This window comes from Anaerocolumna sp. MB42-C2, from assembly GCF_030913705.1.
In the GTDB taxonomy this organism is placed as follows: Bacteria; Bacillota; Clostridia; order Lachnospirales; family Lachnospiraceae; genus Anaerocolumna.
On the sequence record NZ_CP133190.1, the window covers coordinates 2,774,105 to 2,796,014 of the forward strand.

Annotated in this window: 17 protein-coding genes; 3 read left to right on the top strand and 14 right to left on the bottom strand. The window is 37.4% G+C overall.

Annotated features, from left to right (window positions below):
* Positions 1 to 31 precede the first annotated feature (31 nt).
* From flgK (RBU59_RS12115) to RBU59_RS12140, 6 genes are all read right to left on the bottom strand, one after another.
* The gene (flgK, locus tag RBU59_RS12115; RefSeq protein WP_308148126.1) at positions 32 to 1,822 is read right to left on the bottom strand and encodes a flagellar hook-associated protein FlgK; all 1,791 of its coding nucleotides are present in this window, start codon (positions 1,820 to 1,822) and stop codon (positions 32 to 34) included.
* 48 nt (positions 1,823 to 1,870) lie between these two features.
* On the bottom strand, positions 1,871 to 3,607 hold the full coding sequence (gene flgK / locus RBU59_RS12120; RefSeq protein WP_308148127.1) for a flagellar hook-associated protein FlgK: 1,737 nt from the start codon (positions 3,605 to 3,607) through the stop codon (positions 1,871 to 1,873).
* Positions 3,608 to 3,642: 35 nt separating this feature from the next.
* Positions 3,643 to 4,158: a flagellar protein FlgN gene (locus RBU59_RS12125; protein WP_308148128.1), complete on the bottom strand. Its 516-nt coding sequence runs from the start codon at positions 4,156 to 4,158 to the stop codon at positions 3,643 to 3,645.
* A gap of 51 nt (positions 4,159 to 4,209) precedes the next feature.
* The gene (gene flgM / locus RBU59_RS12130) at positions 4,210 to 4,488 is read right to left on the bottom strand and encodes a flagellar biosynthesis anti-sigma factor FlgM (protein ID WP_308148129.1); all 279 of its coding nucleotides are present in this window, start codon (positions 4,486 to 4,488) and stop codon (positions 4,210 to 4,212) included.
* A 296-nt stretch (positions 4,489 to 4,784) separates the two neighbouring features.
* Positions 4,785 to 6,050 carry a diaminopimelate decarboxylase gene (locus tag RBU59_RS12135; RefSeq protein WP_308148130.1) on the bottom strand — a complete coding sequence of 422 codons (1,266 nt, stop codon included), beginning with the start codon at positions 6,048 to 6,050 and terminating at the stop codon, positions 4,785 to 4,787.
* Between the two features lie 401 nt (positions 6,051 to 6,451).
* The gene (locus RBU59_RS12140) at positions 6,452 to 7,135 is read right to left on the bottom strand and encodes a PHP domain-containing protein (RefSeq protein WP_308148131.1); all 684 of its coding nucleotides are present in this window, start codon (positions 7,133 to 7,135) and stop codon (positions 6,452 to 6,454) included.
* Positions 7,136 to 7,732: 597 nt separating this feature from the next.
* Between RBU59_RS12140 and RBU59_RS12145 the strand changes: the two genes are divergently transcribed.
* A complete protein-coding gene (locus tag RBU59_RS12145) occupies positions 7,733 to 9,664 on the top strand; it encodes a DNA gyrase/topoisomerase IV subunit B (RefSeq protein ID WP_308148132.1) in 1,932 nt (643 codons plus the stop codon).
* Between the two features lie 392 nt (positions 9,665 to 10,056).
* The gene (locus RBU59_RS12150; protein WP_308148133.1) at positions 10,057 to 12,306 is read left to right on the top strand and encodes a DNA gyrase/topoisomerase IV subunit A; all 2,250 of its coding nucleotides are present in this window, start codon (positions 10,057 to 10,059) and stop codon (positions 12,304 to 12,306) included.
* A 254-nt stretch (positions 12,307 to 12,560) separates the two neighbouring features.
* On the opposite strand, the gene RBU59_RS12155 is transcribed toward RBU59_RS12150, so the two are convergent.
* From RBU59_RS12155 to deoC, 6 genes are all read right to left on the bottom strand, one after another.
* Positions 12,561 to 13,514, bottom strand: a complete 954-nt coding sequence (locus tag RBU59_RS12155; protein ID WP_308148134.1) for an ABC transporter permease — start codon at positions 13,512 to 13,514, stop codon at positions 12,561 to 12,563.
* Entirely contained in the window at positions 13,514 to 14,614 is a 1,101-nt protein-coding gene (locus RBU59_RS12160) for an ABC transporter permease (RefSeq protein WP_308148135.1), read from the bottom strand. Before RBU59_RS12160 ends, RBU59_RS12155 begins: the two co-directional genes overlap by 1 nt.
* A gap of 67 nt (positions 14,615 to 14,681) precedes the next feature.
* Entirely contained in the window at positions 14,682 to 16,205 is a 1,524-nt protein-coding gene (locus tag RBU59_RS12165) for an ABC transporter ATP-binding protein (RefSeq protein WP_308148136.1), read from the bottom strand.
* Between the two features lie 100 nt (positions 16,206 to 16,305).
* Positions 16,306 to 17,487: a BMP family lipoprotein gene (locus RBU59_RS12170; RefSeq protein ID WP_308148137.1), complete on the bottom strand. Its 1,182-nt coding sequence runs from the start codon at positions 17,485 to 17,487 to the stop codon at positions 16,306 to 16,308.
* Positions 17,488 to 17,690: 203 nt separating this feature from the next.
* Positions 17,691 to 18,395 carry a purine-nucleoside phosphorylase gene (gene deoD / locus RBU59_RS12175; protein WP_308148138.1) on the bottom strand — a complete coding sequence of 235 codons (705 nt, stop codon included), beginning with the start codon at positions 18,393 to 18,395 and terminating at the stop codon, positions 17,691 to 17,693.
* A gap of 12 nt (positions 18,396 to 18,407) precedes the next feature.
* Positions 18,408 to 19,073, bottom strand: a complete 666-nt coding sequence (gene deoC / locus RBU59_RS12180; RefSeq protein ID WP_308148139.1) for a deoxyribose-phosphate aldolase — start codon at positions 19,071 to 19,073, stop codon at positions 18,408 to 18,410.
* A gap of 451 nt (positions 19,074 to 19,524) precedes the next feature.
* On the opposite strand from deoC, the gene RBU59_RS12185 reads away from it, so the two are divergent.
* Complete coding sequence (locus RBU59_RS12185) at positions 19,525 to 20,304, top strand: DeoR/GlpR family DNA-binding transcription regulator (RefSeq protein ID WP_308148140.1); 780 nt, start codon at positions 19,525 to 19,527, stop codon at positions 20,302 to 20,304.
* A 229-nt stretch (positions 20,305 to 20,533) separates the two neighbouring features.
* Here the strand turns inward: RBU59_RS12185 and RBU59_RS12190 are convergent, their stop codons facing one another.
* Positions 20,534 to 20,770 (bottom strand): hypothetical protein, encoded by a 237-nt coding sequence (locus RBU59_RS12190; RefSeq protein ID WP_308148141.1) that lies wholly within the window; start codon positions 20,768 to 20,770, stop codon positions 20,534 to 20,536.
* 413 nt (positions 20,771 to 21,183) lie between these two features.
* Positions 21,184 to 21,858: a glycerophosphodiester phosphodiesterase gene (locus RBU59_RS12195; protein WP_308148142.1), complete on the bottom strand. Its 675-nt coding sequence runs from the start codon at positions 21,856 to 21,858 to the stop codon at positions 21,184 to 21,186.
* Between the last annotated feature and the right edge of the window lie 52 nt (positions 21,859 to 21,910).

Sequence of the window (21,910 nt, forward strand, 5' to 3'; positions counted from 1 at the left end):
ATTCTTCTACTCACGCACAAGTTTTAAAAGATTATACCCCTGTGCCATTGATTAATTTATCATAAATTTCGTTCATAGTCTGAATTACTTTAGCCGAAAGGTTATAAGCATTCTGAAATTTTACCAGGTTCATGGCTTCTTCGTCTTCGTCTACACCGGCTACTGATAATCTTTGATTGCTAATCATATCCAGGATATTTTTTTGGCTTTCTGCAAAATTTTTTGCTTTTTTCGTATCAATACCAACCTCACCTACCAGGGTTTGAAAAAAGGATGCAGGCGTTCCCTGTTTAAACATGGAGACGTCTTTTTTCAATGCTAATAAAGAAGTAAGGACATCGTTATTTTCTACTCCGTTTACGATTTGTCCGTTTGAAGTTGTAACAAACTTACTGGGATTATTTAATATTTCATCTGTGATGGTAAAATTTGCTGCTGTCATCTTATAATAATCTTCATAATGATCGAACTGATAATTATCTTCCGTTACCGGATCCTTGCCATTGAAAAAGTCCAGCCCTTTATCACCCTTCAGATCCTGTCCGCTCTTATGAAGGTCATTGAATTTTTTGGAAAATGTCCTGACTAATTCATTTAATTGGGATTGATAATACGGTATACCTTTATAATTAATATTCTCCCCTATGGAAACATTACTTGGAACAGCTTCTGCAAGAACATCATCGTCAGAAACGAAAAAGTGATATTTACTGGTATTGGTAGCGGGATCGTATTCTACTTTAAAACTGTCATATTTGTATTCTTTTGTACCGATTGTTATGACACCGTTACTTGGTATGTTTAATTTCTCAATTGCATTAATATTACTAGAGGGAACAACAACCTCATTGGTATTCTTCCCATCTAAGGTAGTCGCATGGATTTCTGATATCTGTCCTCTAAACCCTTCATTATTATTCCCATCACGTACTTCAATCAGTGATTTAAGATATCCGCCTAACGTTGGACTTTTGGTATTAAAGGTATTTCCATTGTCCCATTCTATATCATAAAGCCCATCGATATCATTTTGATCTGCTTTTTCTTTTCTGGGTATCAGCTTAAGCGTATTGGAAGAGTCGGTATTGACCAGTGTCTGCCCATTAATTTTAACGGTAAAGCTGGTGACCCCAACATCATTCCCTACAACATTTTCACTATAAGAAATGTTTACAATTCCGGATAAATCATCTAATAATAACTGTCTTTGATCCCTTAAGTCATTGGCTGTTCCGCCGCTGGATTCCAAAACATTAATCTGTTTTGTAACCTGTGCGATTTGTGCCCCCAGGGAATTAATTCTTTCTACCTGATTTTTGACCTCGAAGTTGCATTCTTCCTGAGTACTTGAAAGATTAGCCGATAAGTTGTTAAAATACTCTGTTAGACTTTTTGCAAAGTTTGTAACTTCTGTTCTTTTGGTCAAGTCAGCACTACTGGTAGACAGTCCTTGCATGCTGTTGAAAAAATTGTTAAAGGTTGTTGTAAATCCCTCAAGTGTAACTTCATTAAAATAATTTTCTATTTCCGTCATACTGTACTCTTTAGCAGAATAGGAACCGTATATTGTATTATTTTCACGGTATTTTACGTCGTAGTAGCTATTCCTGGTCTGCGTAATTCCGGTTACATCTACACCGGTTCCCGCCATACCATAGGAACTGTTAACCCGAATCGCAACTCCGGCCTTTTGGTTTACTACTTGTCTGGTATAACCCTCTGTTTTTGTATTAGCTACGTTGTGAGCTGTTGTATTAAGGGCTGCCTGGTATGCATATAACCCCGATGTACCTATATTTAATCCAAAAAATGTTGATGGCATGTTTACCTCTCATTCCGCCGCCCTCACCGGCATAAAATTTTTAGCTTTTTATCTTCCAAGTGTATTTATGATATGTTCCAGCATTTCATCAATAACATTAATATATCTGGATGATGCATTATAGGCATGCTGAAATTTAATTAGATTCGTTAATTCTTCATCCGAAGATACCCCGGCAACCTGCTGCCTCTGATCATCTATTTTGTTGGCTAACGTAGCCTGGTTCGTACTTATACTGTTAAGTTCTTCTCCCCTGGTCGCTAATTCACCTATGAAAGCTGTATAATAATCACTAAAATTATTTTTCGTTAAAGTATTAGGTGAGATAGTGGCAAATGCTTCTTTCCACTTAGACACTAAGGCTTCTGCAACTTTCTGATCCACATCTCCTGTTTTCGCATTAGAGCTGATCGGAATAAGGGAATAATTGCTCTTAATATCTTTGTTTATCTCAAGTTCCCCTAATGTATATAAGGAATAAATATTGTCCGGATCTTCTTCATTATATTTCTTTACCGCTATTGTCTTTGTCTTTGGAGTAACGCCGTCTGGCTCATATACCTGATTCCCGTCTGCATCCAGTTCGTTCACTGTAACATTAACGGTTGTATAACGTTCCATAGACTTACGTTCAAAAAGCGCTTCCCCCATGGTATTATTACTATCCATACCTGCCGGAGCATTCGCTTCATCAAGTACTGTCATTTTAGATCCATCTGCTAAAGTAATTTCTTTATTCGGACACAAAATATCATTAATTGCTGTGACAACACCGTGAATTAACTGGTCAAACTGGGCCTGCACCGTCATAATAACAGAAGTATTAATTGTACCGTTATATTCATCCTGTGATTTTAACATATCCGTATAGTTAGCCGTATCATTTCCTCTGCAGACCAATAAACCTTTTAAGGAACCAACATCCGTATCATTATTTGCTGTAGCATTATTTTCCAGATTAAATACATCTGCATTGTCAAAACCAGTCCATATCGGTTTTAAGAGATCTGAGGTATCGCTTACCTTAGCCGTTCCCATTTGGTATGTATTACTTTCCGTAACCAGCGGAGCACCCTCTGCGTTAACAGTAACAACACCGTTTGCATCTTCTTTATACGTAATGCTGATAATCTTGCCTAACTCATCCAGCAGATTATTTCTTTCATCTCTTAAGTCATTGGCATGTTCCAGTCCATTACTTTCATATCTGCTTATTTTATTATTTAAATCATAGATGCCTTTTGCGATTTTATTTATACGATCGACTTTATCTTTAATCTGGGTATTTAAATTAACCTGATATTTCTTCAACTGATTTTGTATTGCATCCGCACGTTCCAAAAAGGATTCCGCATTCTGCACTACAGTTGAACGCGTTTCAATCAAACTTGGTGTTTTTGATAATTCTTGCAGAGAGGTCCAGAGATCTGACATGGAGTTCTGAAAAGTTACTCCCTCCAGTTCGCCGAACATACCCTCTACTTCCTGTACCGCTTCATACTGCACTTCATAAAAGCCCTGTCTGCCAACTTCCTGCCGGTATGCTTTGTCTAAAAACATATCCCGGACTTGTCTTACTGCTGCAATGTCTACACCTAAACCTGACTGAAGTGTAGATAAATGTGTAACACCCCACTTATTGTAACTGCTGTCAGCCTGTACTACCTGCTGCCTTACATAACCGGTCGTACCAACATTGGTCAAATTGTGTGCTGTGGTATTTAAAGAGTTCTGTCCGGCTCTTAAACCGGATACTCCTATATATAAGCTGCTCATTAAACTCATAGAATTTCACCTGCCTTTGCTTGCTTTGTTTCCCGCTACTGCTTTGCGTCAAACATCCCTGTCTGCAAAGTGGGCATATCAAGTTGTGCCGCGCCCTTGTTGTAGCTTAGATTCCCCGGTGACATCCTTGTACTCTGAATAAAATTCATATTGAATTCTATCATCTCTAGGGATTGCTGTATTAACGATTTGTTATGATTGTTGATATCAACAAGTCTTTGAATTGTTTTTTTTAGATTATCATGAATTTCGGAAAGTTGTCTCTGTTCTTTCGGTTGTTTATCAAGTATCTGTATGATTGTTTTAATATGGATTGTCTTAGGATCTCTGCTGATTACAGTACCTATATTCCCAATGATGTTCTCCCGTTTTCGTTCCAAAGCAGTAACTTTGTCTACCATAACCTGTTCTCTGTCGGTAATGTCCTGCAGATTATCCAGGTCATTACTTATAATTACTTGGGTTTTATTCTCCGCAATGGGAATTAACTGCTTATAAATTTCATACTCTTCTTCCAACGTATGAATTAATTCTTCAATTAAGCTTGCCACTAAAACAACCCTCTTTTCCTATGAAGTAAATGTAATGAAATAGCTTAGCGGTTAAATTAATTTTTCATAATAGCTATCCACTATTTTATCCGCAACTTCTTTCGTACTTATGTTATAAGTTCCTGATTCCATACGGTTCTTTATATCATTTATTTTGTCTGTTCGAATATCCTGTGTACCGGCAACCGCTTGTTTTGCAATCTGATAATCTTTTGCAGTTCTTGATATTTCAAGTTGATCCGCTGCTTTAGTTCCTGAAGTTTTCCTTGTTTTTTGTACTGCATTTGTCTGATATACCTGTGAAATTTTGTTATATGCATCTACACGCATTATTTCCACCACCTGTCTTAACCTTTTCATATTTCTTATATTTTATTTATCGGACATTTTAAACTTTACATTATAGTTATTTTTTGCTTTTTTGAAAATTTTATAGGAATAATGTACTAAGAACATCAATTCTTTTTTTAGTTTAGAATCCTTGTTTTGATTGTTAAAATGTGTTATGTGTATTCTGCCCGGGGGCATTTTATTTTATAAGGAAGTTCTTAGGCTTACTCTTTTAAACCAAAAAAAACCACTGTAATTACTACAATGGTCTCTTAATCAATCATTTTATTTCATTTCTAAAGTTCAATATCTTTCAGAACATCACAAAAATCAAAGGTAGCGAAATAATCTTTCGGTTCTTCCGCTCGACGGATTAACTGAACGGCTCCGTCTTCTTTTAATAACAGCTCTGCTGATTTTAACTTACCGTTATAATTATACCCCATTGCGAATCCATGGGCACCGGTATCATGTATCACCAGAAGATCGCCAATATCTATCTTAGGCAGCATACGGTCTATTGCAAATTTATCATTATTTTCACATAACGATCCTGTTATATCATATTTATAATCGTTTGGTTCATTTTCCTTACCCATTACGGTAATATGATGATATGCACCATACATGGCAGGTCTCATAAGGTTAACGGCGCAGGCATCCAAGCCAATATATTCTTTATATATATGTTTTTCATGAAGGGCGGTTGCTACCAGATGTCCATAAGGAGCAAGCATATATCTGCCTAACTCTGTATAGATTTCCACATCACCCATACCGGCAGGTACTAATACTTCTTCAAATGCCTTGCGTACACCCTCTCCAATTTCCATAATATCATTCGATGGCTCATCGGGTTTATAAGGAACACCTATTCCGCCGGACAGATTAATGAATTTAATATGAGCACCTGTTTTTTCTTTTAATTCTACCGCCAGCTCAAATAATATCTTTGCTAATACAGGATAATATTCATTGGTTACGGTGTTGCTGGCCAGAAAAGAATGAATGCCGAATTCTTTAGCGCCCAAACTCTTTAATTTCTTATATCCCTCAATCATCTGCTCTTTGGTAAATCCATATTTGGCATCACCGGGATTATCCATAATACTGTTGCTTATTTTAAATAATCCGCCGGGATTAAATCTGCAGCAGATTGTTTCCGGAATTCCTGTTGTCTTGTCCAGAAAATCGATATGGGTAAAATCATCCAGATTAATAATAGCATTTAATTCTTTGGCTTTCATAAATTCTTCTTTAGGAGTAGCATTGGAAGAAAACATAATATTATTACCTTTGATTCCAAGTGCTTCCGAAAGCATTAACTCTGTCAGAGAGGAGCAGTCTGTTCCGCAGCCTTCCTCGTTTAATATTTTAATAATAAATGGATTCGGTGTAGCTTTTACCGCAAAATATTCTCTGAACCCTTTATTCCAGGAAAATGCCTCTTTTAATTTTCTTGCATTTTCACGTATCCCTTTTTCATCATAAATGTGAAACGGAGTAGGATATTGTTTTGTTATTTCTTTTAACTGTTCTAATGTTACGAATGGTTTTTTCATCTTCGCTCCAATCTGCCTTATAAAAAGGCGGCTGTTTTATGTTAAAATTCTGTATATTTATTCATTTTTTATTATAGAAACCACTATAATATATAATCAAAAAGTTGTCAATTGCTTTTCTGATCTATTTTATGTTATTGATAAATTTTGCTTTGACAATCCTATACTTGATAAATATTATATCTGTAAGTACGATTCCTTATGTACTTTTATCGATACTCTTGTCCTTTATTTATACAATTACTTATTCTTCCATCTATACACTTATTTATCTTTCTATGTGATTACTTATCCTTCTATCTATACAATTATTTAATTTCCTACTATCTAGACGGTTGCTGCTCCTTCTATCTATACAATAGCTTATCTTCCTATCGTAATAATTATAATGATAAAATTGTTTATATACTTTCTTCCATTGGGATTATGGTATAATTTTTCCTCATTTTAACACAATGAATAAAATCATGGATATCTTTGAGAACATAATCAAACTTCATTCCAACATGTACAGAAGTTGCATGATGTGCATCCGAGCCTCCGGTTACCGGCTTGTTTTTCTTCTTTGCATACTCCTTAGCTTTTTGATTAAAGATAGGAAGCTGATTACCTGCATTCACAATTTCAACTGCATCCTCGTATTCCGGAAATAACCGGATTTCAGGAATATAATCCGCATTACGAAATGGGTGTGCATGTACAAACAATCCACCCACTTCTTGTATACGCCTGTAATGTTCCGGAATATCCCAGTTCATAATATCCGGATTCTTAAGCAGCCACTGCTTATCCAAACCATAAACTAAAAAGTCGGTGCCGCAAAAACTTTCTTCCCAGCCAAATAAGACGGATAACCCTATTTTTTGTCCTTCTTCCAGGGCATGCTCATAACCTAAGGTAAATCTTTCTACCCTTTCTTCCCATGGTAGTCTTCTTGGAACTGTTGAGTTACCGTTAAAAAAATGGTCCGTTATTATGATTCCCGTATATCCTAATTTCTTATATAACCTGGCCTGATTCGCTCCGCTTATGGAAGCACAGGCGCTGGATTCCGACGTATGCACATGAGTATCGTATTTATACATGATCTGACTATCTTCTTTCCTATATTATTTCTATCTGAATCTGTATTGCTGTATTTTTATATCCTCTGTTTATATACTCTTTTATATACTTACTTTAAATACTTATTTGCAGACTTTGTTTCATTACTCTTTTTCAATACCTTGTCTATTATACACACTTATATTTACGTTTTATATATGTTTATATATGTTTGTTTTTATATATTTGTTTTTATATATTTGTTTTATTCCTTGCTTATACTCGTTTTATATCCGTTTTATAACTCGTTTTTTTACACGTCTTATATAATCCTCATTACCGAACTTAGTTTAGCATAAATATATGTCGAATACAATCCTTGCTGTGGCTTTAATCGAATACATTCGTTCAATCGTTCCGTAATTATCCCCTATTTAGTAGGAAATTGGTACTCTTTCCGAACATATGATTGTTCAAAAAACTGGATTTCAAACAAAAGATATGTTACAATATTCCTAATTGCTTAAATCAGCCAATTGAAACAAATTTATATTGGACACTTGCCTTTTAAAGGCGTACAGACATGGACTTAAAAATCGGCATGGCTGATTCATATTATTTAAGAGAGGATTCAAATAATGGAACAATATACAGGAAGTCAAATTGTAGTTTTAGAAGGATTGGAGGCTGTCAGGAAACGGCCGGGAATGTACATCGGAAGTACCGGCTCCAGAGGTTTGCACCACTTAATCTGGGAGATTTTAGACAATGGGATTGATGAACATCTGGCAGGTTTTTGTACACAAATTAACATCCTTTTGCAAAAAGACGGCGGCATAACCATTCAAGATAACGGAAGAGGCGTGCCCGTAGATATTCATCCTACTAAAAAAATCCCTACTGCACGTGTGGTTTATACGATTCTCCATGCCGGCGGTAAGTTCGGCGGTTCCGTTTATAAAGTATCCGGCGGACTTCATGGGGTAGGTGCTTCAGTTGTAAATGCACTGTCCAGCCGAATGATTGTTGAAATTAAACGGGACGGTAAGATATATCGGGACGAATATATAAATGGAGGGCATCCCGCCCTGGAACTTATGGATGGTCTTCTTCCCGTAGTTGGAAAATGTAATAAAAGTGATACCGGAACCAAGGTTACTTTTTATCCTGATGAAACAATCTTTGAAACCGTTGAATTTAAAGCGGATACAATAAAGAAAAAATTAAAAGAAATTGCTTTTTTAAATAGAAACCTGTTAATTATTTTCACAGATTTAAATACCGGAGAAGAGGTCTCTTATCAGGAGGAATTCGGGATTAAAAGTTTTGTTTCCTATTTAAACAGGGACGCAACGCTGCTGCATGAAGAACCGATTTATATAGAGGGAACCAGTGGGGAGATCGAAGTGGAGGTTGCCTTTCAATATACCGATTCTTACACGGAACAGATTAATGCTTATTGTAACCGTATCAACGTTGTGGACGGAGGTACTCTTGTAACCGGTTTTAAAACGGCACTTACCAGAGTAATGAACCAATATGCCAGAGAACTGGGAATTCTGAAAGAAAAAGATGAGAATTTTGACGGGAAAGACATCCGAAACGGTTTAGTTGCAATTATTTCTATTAAACACCCGGATCCCCAGTTTGAGGGTCAGACAAAAACAAAACTCGGCAATACGGATGCAAAAAGTGCCGTAGATGAAGTATTTGCAGCTGAAGTACAGCGTTATTTTGATAAAAATGTGGAAGTGCTTAAAAGTATACTGGATAATTCCATGAAATCTTATGCTGCCAGAAGAGCCGGTGATAAAGCCCGTACCGCTGTAATGAAACAGTTATCCGACGTGGATACCAGAAGTAAACTTGCCTCCTGCTCCTCCAAAAAACCGGAGGAGTGTGAAGTTTATATTGTGGAGGGGGATTCGGCGGGCGGTACTGTTAAAACTGCCAGAAACCGCAGGACCCAGGCCGTACTTCCATTACGCGGTAAGATTTTGAATGTGGAAAAGTCCTCTTTGGAGAAAATTCTGATAAATAATGAAATTAAATCCATGATTGCTTCTTTCGGCTGTGGTATTGGAGATGATTTCGATATTAATAAACTGCGCTATGGTAAAATTATTATATTAACCGATGCCGATGTGGACGGAGCTCATATCAGTACCTTACTTCTTACTTTCTTTTATCGTTTTATGCCGGAGCTGATCTTAGAAGGCAAGGTATTCCGTGGTCTGCCGCCGTTATATAAAGTCGACTATGAAACTACGGTAAAGGGTAAAAAGAAAAAACAGTCCGAATATTTGTTTAATGATTTTGAACTGGAGAAATTCCGTAAAAAAACAGAACATAAAATTTTAAGTCTGCAGCGATACAAAGGTCTTGGTGAGATGGATGCCAATCAGCTATGGGAAACCACATTAAATCCCGAGACCAGAATCCTTGCCCAGATTACTATCAGCGATACCGTAGAAGCGGATGAAATTACGAACACCTTAATGAGCAGCAATGTCCCGCCAAGAAAGACATTCATTCTGGAAGAAGCAAAATATGCAAATCTGGATATTTAATCAGAGGCTTATTATGATGTGACGATATTTTAGAGGCTAAAAGACAGATTTTGAACATTTTCTGTCTTTCATATCTGTGTTTTTGCTTGCCTTACATTCACTACGTTCATACGGTCGGCGCAAAAACACAGATATGAAATCACGAAAATGTAATTAAGCTTTACCAACCCTCTAAAATATCTGAAAAGCAGGTTATTAATTCCAAGAATAATGATATTAGGTAATTGCAAAACTCCGATATTGTATCTATATATCATCCAATTGATGCAATTTTATCGCTGAATCTTGCCCGGAGGGCAACTGAAGCTATAAAATTCGCATCAGGATAGTATATCGAAAAACTACATAGTTTCGCAATTACCTAAGAATAATCATATATAAAGGAGAACTTTATGAGTAATAATACGGAGAATATTATACAATTGGATTTTTCAGAAGAAATGAAAAATTCTTATAGAGATTATGCCATGAGTGTCATTATTGCCAGAGCACTGCCGGATGTGAGGGATGGTTTAAAACCGGTCCAGAGACGTATCCTCTATGCTATGAGCGAACTTGGCTTAGACCCGAAAAAACCCCATCGAAAAAGCGCACGTATCGTCGGTGATACCATGGGTAAATACCACCCTCATGGTGACAGCTCTATCTATGAAGCCTTGGTAAGAATGACGGAAGACTACTCTCTTTCCATTCCTTTGGTAGACGGCCATGGTAATTTTGGTTCCATTGACGGTGACGGTGCTGCTGCGATGCGTTATACGGAGGCTCGTTTATCTTTAGGTGCAATGACTATGCTAGACCATCTGGAAAAAGGTCTGGTTGAATTTATTCCTAATTTTGATGACAGTGAAAAAGAACCCACCGTACTCCCTGCCATGATTCCCAATCTGTTGATTAACGGTACTACCGGTATCGCCGTAGGTATGGCTACCAATATCCCGCCGCATAATCCGGGGGAAGTAATCGACGGTGCTATTGCTTATTTGGACAACCCGGACATTACTATTGAAAAATTAATGAAATATATTCCGGCACCGGATTTTCCCACCGGCGGTTCCATTATAAATCAAAGCGACATACTTAAGATCTATGAATCCGGGGAAGGTAAGATTCGTCTTCGTTCTAAAGTCGAAATTGAAAACGGTGAAAACGGCCGTAAGAATATAGTAATTACCGAGATTCCTTATACCATTGCCGGTAATAAGACTAAATTGGTTGAAAGCTTAGTCTCTATGATGAAAGATAAAGTTTTTGACGAAATCTTTGATGTGAGGGATGAATCTTCCAAGGAAGGTATCCGTATTGTCGTAGAAGTTAAAAAGGACCGTGACATTGATAATCTGTTAAATGGTCTGTATAAGAAAACTCCTATGGAAGATACCTACGGCGTAAACCTGCTTGCAGTAAAAGAACAGCAGCCCATCGTATTTAACTTAAAAAGTATTCTGGAAGAATTCATTCGTTTCCAGGAAGAACTGTATACCAAAGAATTTAAACATCTGTTAGAAAAAGCAGAAAACCGTCTTGAAATTGTAGATGGTTTAATACAGGCTACGGACGTAATAGATTTAATCATTGAGATTTTAAGAGGAAGTTCCTCCATAAAACAGGCAAAAACCTGCCTGACCGAGGGGGATATTACGGATATTAAGTTTAAAACCAAACAGTCCGCGAAAGAAGCCTCTACCCTTAATTTCACCGAACGTCAGGCGGAGGCCATCCTGGCCATGCCGTTAAGTAAATTAATCGGTTTGGAAATACTGAAACTACACGAGGAGAATAATTCTCTGCTTAGTAGTATAGCAGAATACAAAACTATTCTAGGGGATGTGAATGAATTAAATAAAGTCATTAAAAATCGTCTGAAAGAGTACAAAAAGACATTTAACGTTCCCAGAAGAACTTTATTAGAAAATGTGGATGTAAGCGCCGGATATGTAGAGGAGGTAAAGATAGAGGATATCTATATACTGATAGACCGTTTCGGCTATACCAAATCTGTGGATACCTCCAGTTTCTCCCGTGCTGCGGAGGAGAATCTAAAAGAGTTTGCCCATATCATATTAATGAAAAATAACGATAAATTATGTTTATTTACCGCTGAGGGCAATATGTATCAGGTTAAAGCAGGTGCTATTCCCAAGTGTAAAATAAAGGATAAGGGTGTTTTGATTCAGACTTTATGTAAAGTAGATAAAGAAAACATCATAATGTACACCTCCTTTGAACAGTTATTCGAGTCCCAACTGGTATTTTCTACGAAGTCCGGTTTTATCAAACAGGTGTCCGGAGTAGAATTTGAAACAAACCGTTCCGTTATCGCCGCTACAAAATTAGATGAGAGCGATCAGTTAATAAGTGTAATTAAGCTAAGTGCCAGTGAAATCTTGTCAGGTGACAGAAAAGTAATCGTACTTACGGAAAAGGGATTATCCCTTGGATATTCCCTTAATGAAGTCACCGAAATGAAAAAAACAGGTCGGGGTGTCAAATCCATTGATTTAGAAAAAAATGATACGGTTGCATTCACTGCCATCGTTAACCCTACCGATGAAACCTTTGTATTTAATGGCAAGGAATTAAGTGTTAAGAAGGTTCGTAACCGTAAACGCGGTCAGAAAGGGCAGAAAGCACAGCTATAAACCTGCCAATAAATTAAAACTAAGGTCTGTATGAAAAAGAGTCTGGCTTGCCAGACTCTAGCGCTGACGCGCTGTCACGACAGTGACATCTTCCTTAAGTGCGTCATGTGCATCCTGCCGGTCGGGCTTTTTTATTGCATAGGTAAGTTCGGAGAACTATCCTATGTAATAAAAAAATGGTTCAATACTGATATCCGTATTTTAACAACGGGGGATATAGTATTGAACCATTTTTTAGTCTAGGATAACTTCTCTTATCTGCTTCCCTTATCGTATGGTATACCCTCAGCTCTCGGAGCCTGAGAATTTTTAGATGAGAAAGCCAGAATGATTAACGTAGCTATATAAGGGATCATTTTATAAACTTCATTGGATATGGGCAGATCCTTTAATACCGGAATTCCTGAGTAAGCAGAGGCAAATGTTTTCATAATTCCAAAGAAAAATGCCGCCACAATAATCCGTTTTGTTCTCCATTGTCCAAAGATTAATACCGCCAATGCCAGGAAACCGTAACCGGCTACACTTGCATTAAAGTTGGTGGAAGTCGGTACGATAAATACCAAACCACCGATACCGGCTAAAACACCGGAGATAATTACACCTGCATAACGGATCTTGTATACATTAATACCCACAGAGTCGGCAGCCTGAGGATGTTCCCCGCAGGCACGTAACCTTAAACCGAATCTGGTATGATTAATCACTACTTCCGATAATATGGCAATACCAATTCCCAAGTAAGTGGTAATGTAGCTATTTCGGAATAATAAAGGTCCTAATAACGGAATATCTCCTAAAACCGGTACTTTCGCTATATGAAAAGTATCCTGAAAAGGAATTTGCTGCAGACCCTGTACCATTCTGGCAACAAAGATGGCAAAAGCCGGAGCAAATAGATTTAGAGCCGTACCGCTGATCGTCTGATCGGCTTTCAAATTAATGGACGCAAATGCATGGAGCAGTGAGAAAATTGCTCCGGACAGACCGGCTATCAATACCGCTAAAAGAAGTAAAATCTGTCCGCTCATTCGAGTCTCAAAGATATGGATAAAAGCGATACTGATAAAACCGCCTATAATCATGATTCCTTCCAGGGCGATATTAACGATACCGCTTCTTTCCGAAAACATCCCCCCCAGTGCGACAATTAACAGAGGAATTGCAAAAAACATGGTCTGCTGTACAATAAAATATATAATCTCCATCAGCTTTCCTCCTTTGCTTCACCAGTGGCTTTGCGGACCAGTTTACCGATAATGCTCTTAAACAACAGGGCAAATGCACCGCAATATATGATTGCCGATATAATAATATCAATTACTTCCGGTACAAAATTATATAACTGCGTATTATTACCGCCTACGGTTATATGGGCAATAAACAAACCTGCAAATAAGATGCCGATAGGGTTACTCATACCAAGCAAAGCCACGGATATACCATTAAAGCCCTGAGGCGCTAATACATCAAGTACCTGCAGATATTTTCCCGAACCGGCAAGATATAATAAACCTCCGCCGAGGCCGGAGAGCGCTCCTGCTATTACCATGGATAAGATAATATTCCTCTTTGCATTGATACCCGCATATTTACTTGCGCTGGGGCTGTGTCCGCAGGCTTTTAATTCATATCCGAATATGGTTTTATTTAAAATAATATAAATAAGAATCACCATTAAGACAGCTATAAAAATACTGATATTCATATTAGTTGAACGGAATAACACATCCAGCCCGGCTTTTGGTATGATTGCAGACTTAGCTACAGGCACCGACTGATTTTTAATCGGATCATGCACAAATTTAACGATTAAAATATTAACGAAATACATTCCGATATAGTTCATCATAATGGAAGTGATTACTTCATTTACATTGGATACAGCTTTTAAGATACCAGGTACCGCACCCCATAGTGCACCGGCTAACGCTGCACCAAGAAGTGCCACGATCCAGTGTATTCCAGGGGGCAAAAAGGTCCATTTTACACCGATATAAATTGCCCAGAAAGCTCCGAATGTAAATTGTCCCGAAGATCCAATATTAAATAATCCGGTTCTAAAAGCAAAACCAACCGAAAGACCGGTAAGGATAATCGGTGTAGCTAAATAGAGCACTTGTCCGATTCCTGCCATCCCATCTGTAAACCCACCCATCAGAATCATCCAGAAGGCCGGGAAAGCCTGTCTGGCATTACTAAATAGAAGAATGATAAGCCCAAAGAGAAGGCCGGCAGCTATGGCCATGAGGGAAGCAAAAAAGCTTTTACTGCCTTTATTATTCCAAAAATTATGCTTCTTTTTCATGTTAACCTCTTTCCTGAGTTTGTTTTATGCGTATACCAAGTTTGGTTTGAGGATTACGCGAAACAATTCACAATATACTCCTTTTTGAGCCGGACATATAAAGTCCTAATTCCTGTACGGTAACTGTTTTGGGATCCAGGTCTGCAACTATTTCCCCTTCATAAATAACCAGAATGCGATCACTGACTTCCATCACCTCATCTAATTCAAGAGAGACTAACAGGACTGCTTTTCCTTTATCCCGCTGATTGATTAACTGTTTGTGAATATATTCCGTAGCTCCGATGTCAAGTCCTCTGGTGGGCTGGACAGCAATTACGATATCCGGATCACGGTCTAACTCCCTGGCAATGATAACTTTCTGCTGATTACCGCCGGACATATCCCAAACGATGGAATCTTCTCCCTGACCGCTTCTGATATCATATTGATCTATTAATTTCCTTGTATACTCCCTGACAGCATTAAAACGGATTATACCTTTCTTTTGAAATCTTGGTTCAAAGTAAGTCTGAAGTACGATATTTTCCTGGAGATTATAATCCAGTACCAGACCGTGTTTATGCCTGTCCTCCGGAATATGAGCCATACCGTCTATAGACTTTTTACGTATAGATTCTTTCGTAATATCCTTGCCGTTTAAGGTTACCCTTCCTGCTTGAATCGGAATAAGACCGGTGATACCATAAACCAGTTCCGATTGCCCATTGCCATCTATCCCTGCAATACACACAATCTCCCCTTTAGCCACCTGGAAAGAGACATTATTCACGATATTTTTATGAGAGGATCTGGACTCCACAGTAAGATTCTTAACTTCAAGAGTCACCTCTCCGGTTTTTAGTTCCGGTTTGTCCAGATGAAAGTTTATCTTCCGGCCAACCATCATCTCTGACATCTCTTCTTTTGTAGCTGTTTCCACATCAATGGTTCCGATCAATTTACCCTTTCGTAATACAGTGCATCGGTTGGCTGCTGCTTTTATTTCATTTAATTTATGGGAAATAAAGATGATGGACTTGCCCTCATCTACTAAATTCTTCATTATTTTCATTAATTCTTCGATTTCCTGAGGTGTCAGTACCGCCGTCGGCTCATCAAATATTAATATATCATTATTGCAATATAACATTTTAAGAATTTCAATCCGCTGCTGCATACCTACCGTTATATCTGATATGTAAGCATCCGGGTCAATTTTTAATTTATAATGATTACTTAAATCCATGATTCTTTTTCTGGCCTCTTCCATTTTAAGAAAGCCGCCTTTTACCGTTTCCCTGCCAAGTACTATACTTTCCAACACGGTAAAATTATGAACCAGTTTAAAATGCTGGTGGACCATTCCTATACTTAAGTTATTGGCATCATTAGGATTATTGATTTTCACCGGTTTGCCGTTAATCTTAATGTCTCCGCTCTCTGCTTGGTATAAACCGAATAATATACTCATCAAGGTGGATTTACCTGCACCGTTTTCTCCTAAAAGTGCATGGATTTCGCCTTTTTTTACACATAAGGTAACATCATCTAAAGCCTTAAAATTGCCAAACACTTTCGTGATATGATTCATTTCAATAACATATTCCATTGCAGTCCTCCTGGTATCTCTAAAATGAGGCTGCTGCAAAATAGTATTAAAACATAATATAGTTTTGCAACAGCCTTATTTTATTCTTATATCTGATTCCTTACTGAACTAAATTAACTGCTACATTTTCAACCGGAACACCTTTTGCATCTTTTGCTACGGTATCATTACCAATCGTAACTTCTTTCTTCACGATTTTATCATATATGGCATCATAGTCAGCCTGTGTGAACTTTTCAAACTTAGAAGTTTTCATCGGAAGTTCCACACCTTCACTGCTTGCATTTAATGTAGCCGTTGTTCCGCCGGGGAATTTATTGCTATAATAACTTTCAAGAGCATCTGATACAGACTTGCCTAAATTCTTCATGGAGGAAGTGATTACTGTATCGGATTCTGAGGACTGGTCAACGTCTACTCCAATTACTTTCTTACCTGCCGTTTCGGCAGCTTTCATAACTGAGTTACCAACTGCACCGCCGCAGGCAAAGATAACTTCGGTTCCTTCGTTATACCAGGCTGCTGCTTTTGCCTGATTGTCCGGAGTAGCATCAAAATTACCAACATAGGTATATTGAATCTGTACATCACCTTTTCCTAAACCTAATTCTTTAGCGGCATAATCTGCACCCTGAATAAATCCATAACCATAACGGATAACGGCTGGAACTGCCATACCGCCCATAAATCCCAGTTTCTTATATCCATCTTTTACAATTGCATAACCGGCAAGGAAACCTGCTTCTTCTTCTGCGTAGAAGATGGAGTAAGTATTTTCTTTAATATCATAGTTGTAATCGCCGTTATGAGGCGCACCGTCTAAGATAATAAATTTCACTTCCGGGTATTTGGTCTGAGCTGTGTAAACCGGAACTTCAAATAAATAACCAGGGCATACGATAATCTTTGCACCGGCTTTTACTGCTAAATCCATTGATGCAAGATAAGCATCATCGGACTTTTCGGTTGGTTTATAATACTTATACGTTAAATTATTTGATTTTGCATAAGCCTCCACGCCTTCCCAGGCACCCTGGTTAAAGGATTTATCGTCTATGGTACCGATGTCTGTAATTAATGCAACTTCATATTTGCCGGAATTGTCTCCGTTATCTGCGGTAGTATCTGCTGTATCTGCTTTCGTATCTTCTACGGTAGTACCTGTTTTATCTCCGGGCGTATTATTATCTCCTGCGTTATTTGCTTTCGTTCCGCATGCTCCTAAGGATAGTACTAAAACTGCTGTTAATACTACACTTAATATTTTTTTTGATAATCTCATGTTGGTTCCTCCCAATAATCATTTTCATAGCTTATTTTGCTCCTGTGTTATCGGATCGTTACCTTATTATTTTATCCCGAAAATAGATTTATCACTCTCCTCTTTTATGATTCTTTTACTATCAAACCTGTTTTTCTCGGATAATTGCAAAAAATATTCTATCTCTTATGATTTCGCAATTACCTGTTCATCCTGTTTGTAAGTTAAGCAATCTCTAATGCTATTTTCATCATATTTTGAAAGCTGTTTTGCCTCTCCTCAGCTGTGGTTGCTTCACCTGTTACTAACGAATCGGAAATAGTGCAGACAGCCAGTGCATTTTTACCGGCTCTTGCAGCGTTCATATAGAGAGCGGCTGCCTCCATCTCTACACAAAGGATTCCCATTTTACTCCATTTCATGGTACCCTTAGAATCATCATAAAAAGTATCGGAGGATAAGAAATTACCGACTTTATAATGAATTCCCATTTCTTCCGTTACATCTACTGCTTTTTTTAATAATTCATAAGAAGCGATCGGAGCATAGGTTCCCGGTAACTCAAACTGGCTGACATAATTGGAATTCGTACAGGCACCCATTGCAAACGCTACATCCCTGACTTTTAAATCCTGATTCAGGGAACCTGCCGTACCAATTCGGATAATGTTCTCCACCTCATAAAAGTTAAACAATTCATAGGAATAAATTCCGATGGAGGGCATCCCCATACCGCTTGCCATAACAGATACCTGTTTACCTTTATAGTTACCCGTATAACCGTTAATTCCACGGACCGAATTTATTAATACGGCATCTTCTAAAAAATTCTCTGCTACAAATTTAGCTCTTAACGGATCTCCCGGCATTAATACAGTTTTGGCAAACTCTCCTGCCTTTGCTGCTATATGTGGTGTTGGTATATTCATAATTTTCTCCTCCTAGTAATCTTTCGCTATTTTCCCTTTTATCAGGTTAACGGCAGAACTGGTGCCGATTCTTGCGCATCCCTCTGCGATAAAAGCTGCCAGATCTTCAACGCTTTTCACACCGCCGGCTGCTTTTATCTTCACATCAGGGCCGATATTTTCTTTAAATAACCTGACATCTTCTAACGTTGCGCCGCCTGTACCAAAACCCGTGGAGGTTTTAATAAAATCAGCTCCTGCATTGGTAACAGCGTGGCACATAGCAATCTTCTCTTCAAGGGTAAGATAACAGGTTTCAATAATTACTTTTAGAACCTTATCTCCCACAATTTTTTTCAAAAATGCGATTTCATCTTCTACTTTCTTATAGTCCCCGTTCTTAACATCGGTAATATTAATAACCATATCAATCTCATCAGCACCATCCTCCAAGGCCTGCTCACATTCTGCTGCCTTTGCTGTGGTAGTACTATATCCCAAAGGAAATCCGATAACCGTACAAATATTTATCTGACTACCATATTTATCGCGGATCCTTTTTATATAACAGGGTGGTATACAGACGGAAGCAGTTTTATACTCCAAAGCTTCCTCACATAAATTTTCAATATCTTCCCAGGTCGCAACCGCTTTTAGCTGCGTGTGATCAACATAATGTAACAATTCTAATTCTTTCATATTTTTATCCTTTCTTGTGTATATACTCTCCTAATAAAAAAATGGTTATCCTAAAAAAGATATGTTTATTAGGCAGATGCCAGATTTAATGCAGAATTTTATTATAGTATGTGCTATGTACGTATTTATTTCTTCCCTCATGATTTTTTTGTCTGCTCATTATAATTAAATACCTAACCGGATTTCTTACTTAGAATCAAATCTCAAACTGTATTTTCTTACTTATTATACTAACACTTTTCATTAGTTCGGTCAATCATATTTTGTTTTACTTTTAACATTTGTATTGTTATAGTCGTCACATTTTATCACTATTTTGGATTTTTTGTTACATTTCAAAAATTGTTAGATAATTATTGAAACAACGGTATAAAAATGTTATAATATTAACATATATTCGAAATACTTTAGTTAATTAGCGTGTTGAAAACCATGGAGTCAGGAGAGAATTATGGGCAAAAAGGCTGATCGAATGAATCGATTAATTGATATAATTAAGTCTAAAAACGGAGCTTCCGTTAAGGAACTAGCCTCTTTGTTAGGAGTTTCCGAAATGACGATAAGACGGGATTTGATCGTATTAGAGCAGAATAATATTGTCAATAACGTTTATGGGGCAGCTATTTATAACCCTGCTTATAAGCAGGAACAAAACGATTCTTCCTATGAACTTTCTAATGCGAAAAATACCCAGGATCTTGAGAAAAGTAAGATCGGTGCATTTGCTGCTTCCCTGATCGGTCCGGGTGATATTGTGGTCATTGATACCGGATCCACCACAGAGATGCTGGCGGAAAATATAGACGATAGTCTGGAAGCAACGATTTTATGTTATAATGCTAACATTTTAAATTCATTAAGACAAAAGGAGAATCTTTCTCTTATCTTTTCCGGCGGCAGATATCATCCCAAGACTCAGATGGTGGAAAGTGCGGAAGGAATAGATTTAATTCAAAGTATGCGATTTACCAAGGCTTTCATCTCCGCGGCGGGAATCCACCATAACTTAGGGGTTACCTGTGTGTATCATTATGAAATACCAACCAAAAAAGCAATCATGCAATCTTCTTTAGAGAAGATTCTTATTATGGATTCTACTAAATTTGGCCAGGTAAAACCCGCTTATTTCGCAAATCTGGTGGATTTTGACGTTATCATTACAGATTCCTTAATCCCGGAGGAATGGAAAAAAGAAATTGAGAATTTAAAAATTAAATTATATATGGTATAACAAACTAAGTGTCAGCAAATTGACACTTTCCCGCCTGAGGGAATAGGGTACCAATATACTTCCACTTCATGAGGTGCGCATCGGTTGTGTATACCGCCCGGGAGGGCTTTTTATTTCGTAGGGAAGTTCGGAGAACTTTCCTATGAAATAAAAAAAGAGTAGTTTTGATTATCTTGTAATAAAAGATAGTCATTCACTACTCACTTTAATTTATATCACTATTATTTAATTATTCTGCTGCTTCTAAGCTGGTCAAATATTCATCGAATTCTTTTTCCTGCTCGTCATAAAAAACATCAATAGACGGTAAATTAAGTGCAAAGAACAATCCAAGTAAGGTCTTAGCATCAAAATCAAATGTCCCGCTGGCCGTTTTGATTCTTACATCCGTTTTGCATTTGGAGGCCTCTTTGTTAAAGTCATAAAGATCATTTGCAGTTTTAAAGATAATTGTTTTGCTTTTCATAGATATCACACTCCCATCTAAATCATAATATTATCATACAATATTTTCCTAATTATAACAATTTCTTCTTTGTACAAATCTAACGAAAAATCAGTGCAAATACTGGTAAACTTCCACAATCATATATCCTGCGTCTCTGTTATAATTCTTCAGATGAAAAGTGTCTTAATCCAGACTTTATCTTTTCACAAGTTCCCTTTATGAGGTTTTATGTATTTCTTTCTATTTACAGTATAATATCATGTTATTTAGAAGTCAATATCCCCTGTTTAATTTATAATATATTAAATTGTCGTTGAGTTACTGATTACAGGAACAAACGCTTCGAGTTTTTTGTGAGTGCATCATCAGAAAACCGGAGAATTGCAGCGCCAAAATACTGCCTTTGCGCTTTGTGTACATCAATAACAGAATTAATTCCACCCTGCTCTGATGGTCAATGCAGCGGAAACAGTTCTGGTCGTTATATTATATATATTGTAATCTAAGAATCGATTAAGGATACTTTCCTCATTAACGGTCCAGGCAGAACACAAAATTCCATTCTCCTTAAGAAAAACAAGAAAGGACTCCGTACATAAACGGTAATCCATATTTATACACTTAATCTCATAGTTCAAGGATTCCATTGCTGCCCTTTTTAAACCTTGATCCAGTAGCTCTGTATTATTCGAGGCACATAGTTCCTCTATTTCAGGGAGCAATATTTCTATATTTAAAAATATATCGACCTGCGGCAATCTGCTGTTTCCTTTTTTTATCAATTCCAAATCCACGTTACCCGAATAGATTAACTGCTTATTAACACCGGTTTTTTCTGCTAGCTTGTAGATTTCAAGTTCTAATTCTCTCTGCTTTAAATCACAATTTATCTTCTTATCAGGGTATTCCTTTAACATAAGAAAAGCTGCCTCTAAGAGAGGTGCGTTATTATCTGCTTCATCATGGGAAAGAACCAGAATACCTTTCTCATTTTTTTGTACATCCACTTCCAAACAATCCGCTTTAGTGTTTAGTGCATACTTAAGGAACTCCAGGGAATTATCTTTTGTCTGATCACAACCGGAATGTGCCGTTATTAAAGTCATAATATTTACTCCTTATTTTTTGTTTTAATAGATCATATCTAAATTGCGTACC

Coding starts and splice junctions, on each gene's coding strand:
- RBU59_RS12190 (WP_308148141.1), bottom strand. CDS start 20,770: ATGAAAAGCAAAACAATTATCTTTAAAACTGCAAATGATCTTTATGAC.
- flgM (WP_308148129.1), bottom strand. CDS start 4,488: ATGCGTGTAGATGCATATAACAAAATTTCACAGGTATATCAGACAAAT.
- flgK (WP_308148126.1), bottom strand. CDS start 1,822: ATGCCATCAACATTTTTTGGATTAAATATAGGTACATCGGGGTTATAT.
- RBU59_RS12150 (WP_308148133.1), top strand. CDS start 10,057: ATGAGTAATAATACGGAGAATATTATACAATTGGATTTTTCAGAAGAA.
- RBU59_RS12160 (WP_308148135.1), bottom strand. CDS start 14,614: ATGAAAAAGAAGCATAATTTTTGGAATAATAAAGGCAGTAAAAGCTTT.
- RBU59_RS12185 (WP_308148140.1), top strand. CDS start 19,525: ATGGGCAAAAAGGCTGATCGAATGAATCGATTAATTGATATAATTAAG.
- deoD (WP_308148138.1), bottom strand. CDS start 18,395: ATGAATATACCAACACCACATATAGCAGCAAAGGCAGGAGAGTTTGCC.
- flgK (WP_308148127.1), bottom strand. CDS start 3,607: ATGAGTTTAATGAGCAGCTTATATATAGGAGTATCCGGTTTAAGAGCC.
- RBU59_RS12135 (WP_308148130.1), bottom strand. CDS start 6,050: ATGAAAAAACCATTCGTAACATTAGAACAGTTAAAAGAAATAACAAAA.
- RBU59_RS12170 (WP_308148137.1), bottom strand. CDS start 17,487: ATGAGATTATCAAAAAAAATATTAAGTGTAGTATTAACAGCAGTTTTA.
- RBU59_RS12145 (WP_308148132.1), top strand. CDS start 7,733: ATGGAACAATATACAGGAAGTCAAATTGTAGTTTTAGAAGGATTGGAG.
- RBU59_RS12195 (WP_308148142.1), bottom strand. CDS start 21,858: ATGACTTTAATAACGGCACATTCCGGTTGTGATCAGACAAAAGATAAT.
- RBU59_RS12165 (WP_308148136.1), bottom strand. CDS start 16,205: ATGGAATATGTTATTGAAATGAATCATATCACGAAAGTGTTTGGCAAT.
- deoC (WP_308148139.1), bottom strand. CDS start 19,073: ATGAAAGAATTAGAATTGTTACATTATGTTGATCACACGCAGCTAAAA.
- RBU59_RS12140 (WP_308148131.1), bottom strand. CDS start 7,135: ATGTATAAATACGATACTCATGTGCATACGTCGGAATCCAGCGCCTGT.
- RBU59_RS12155 (WP_308148134.1), bottom strand. CDS start 13,514: ATGGAGATTATATATTTTATTGTACAGCAGACCATGTTTTTTGCAATT.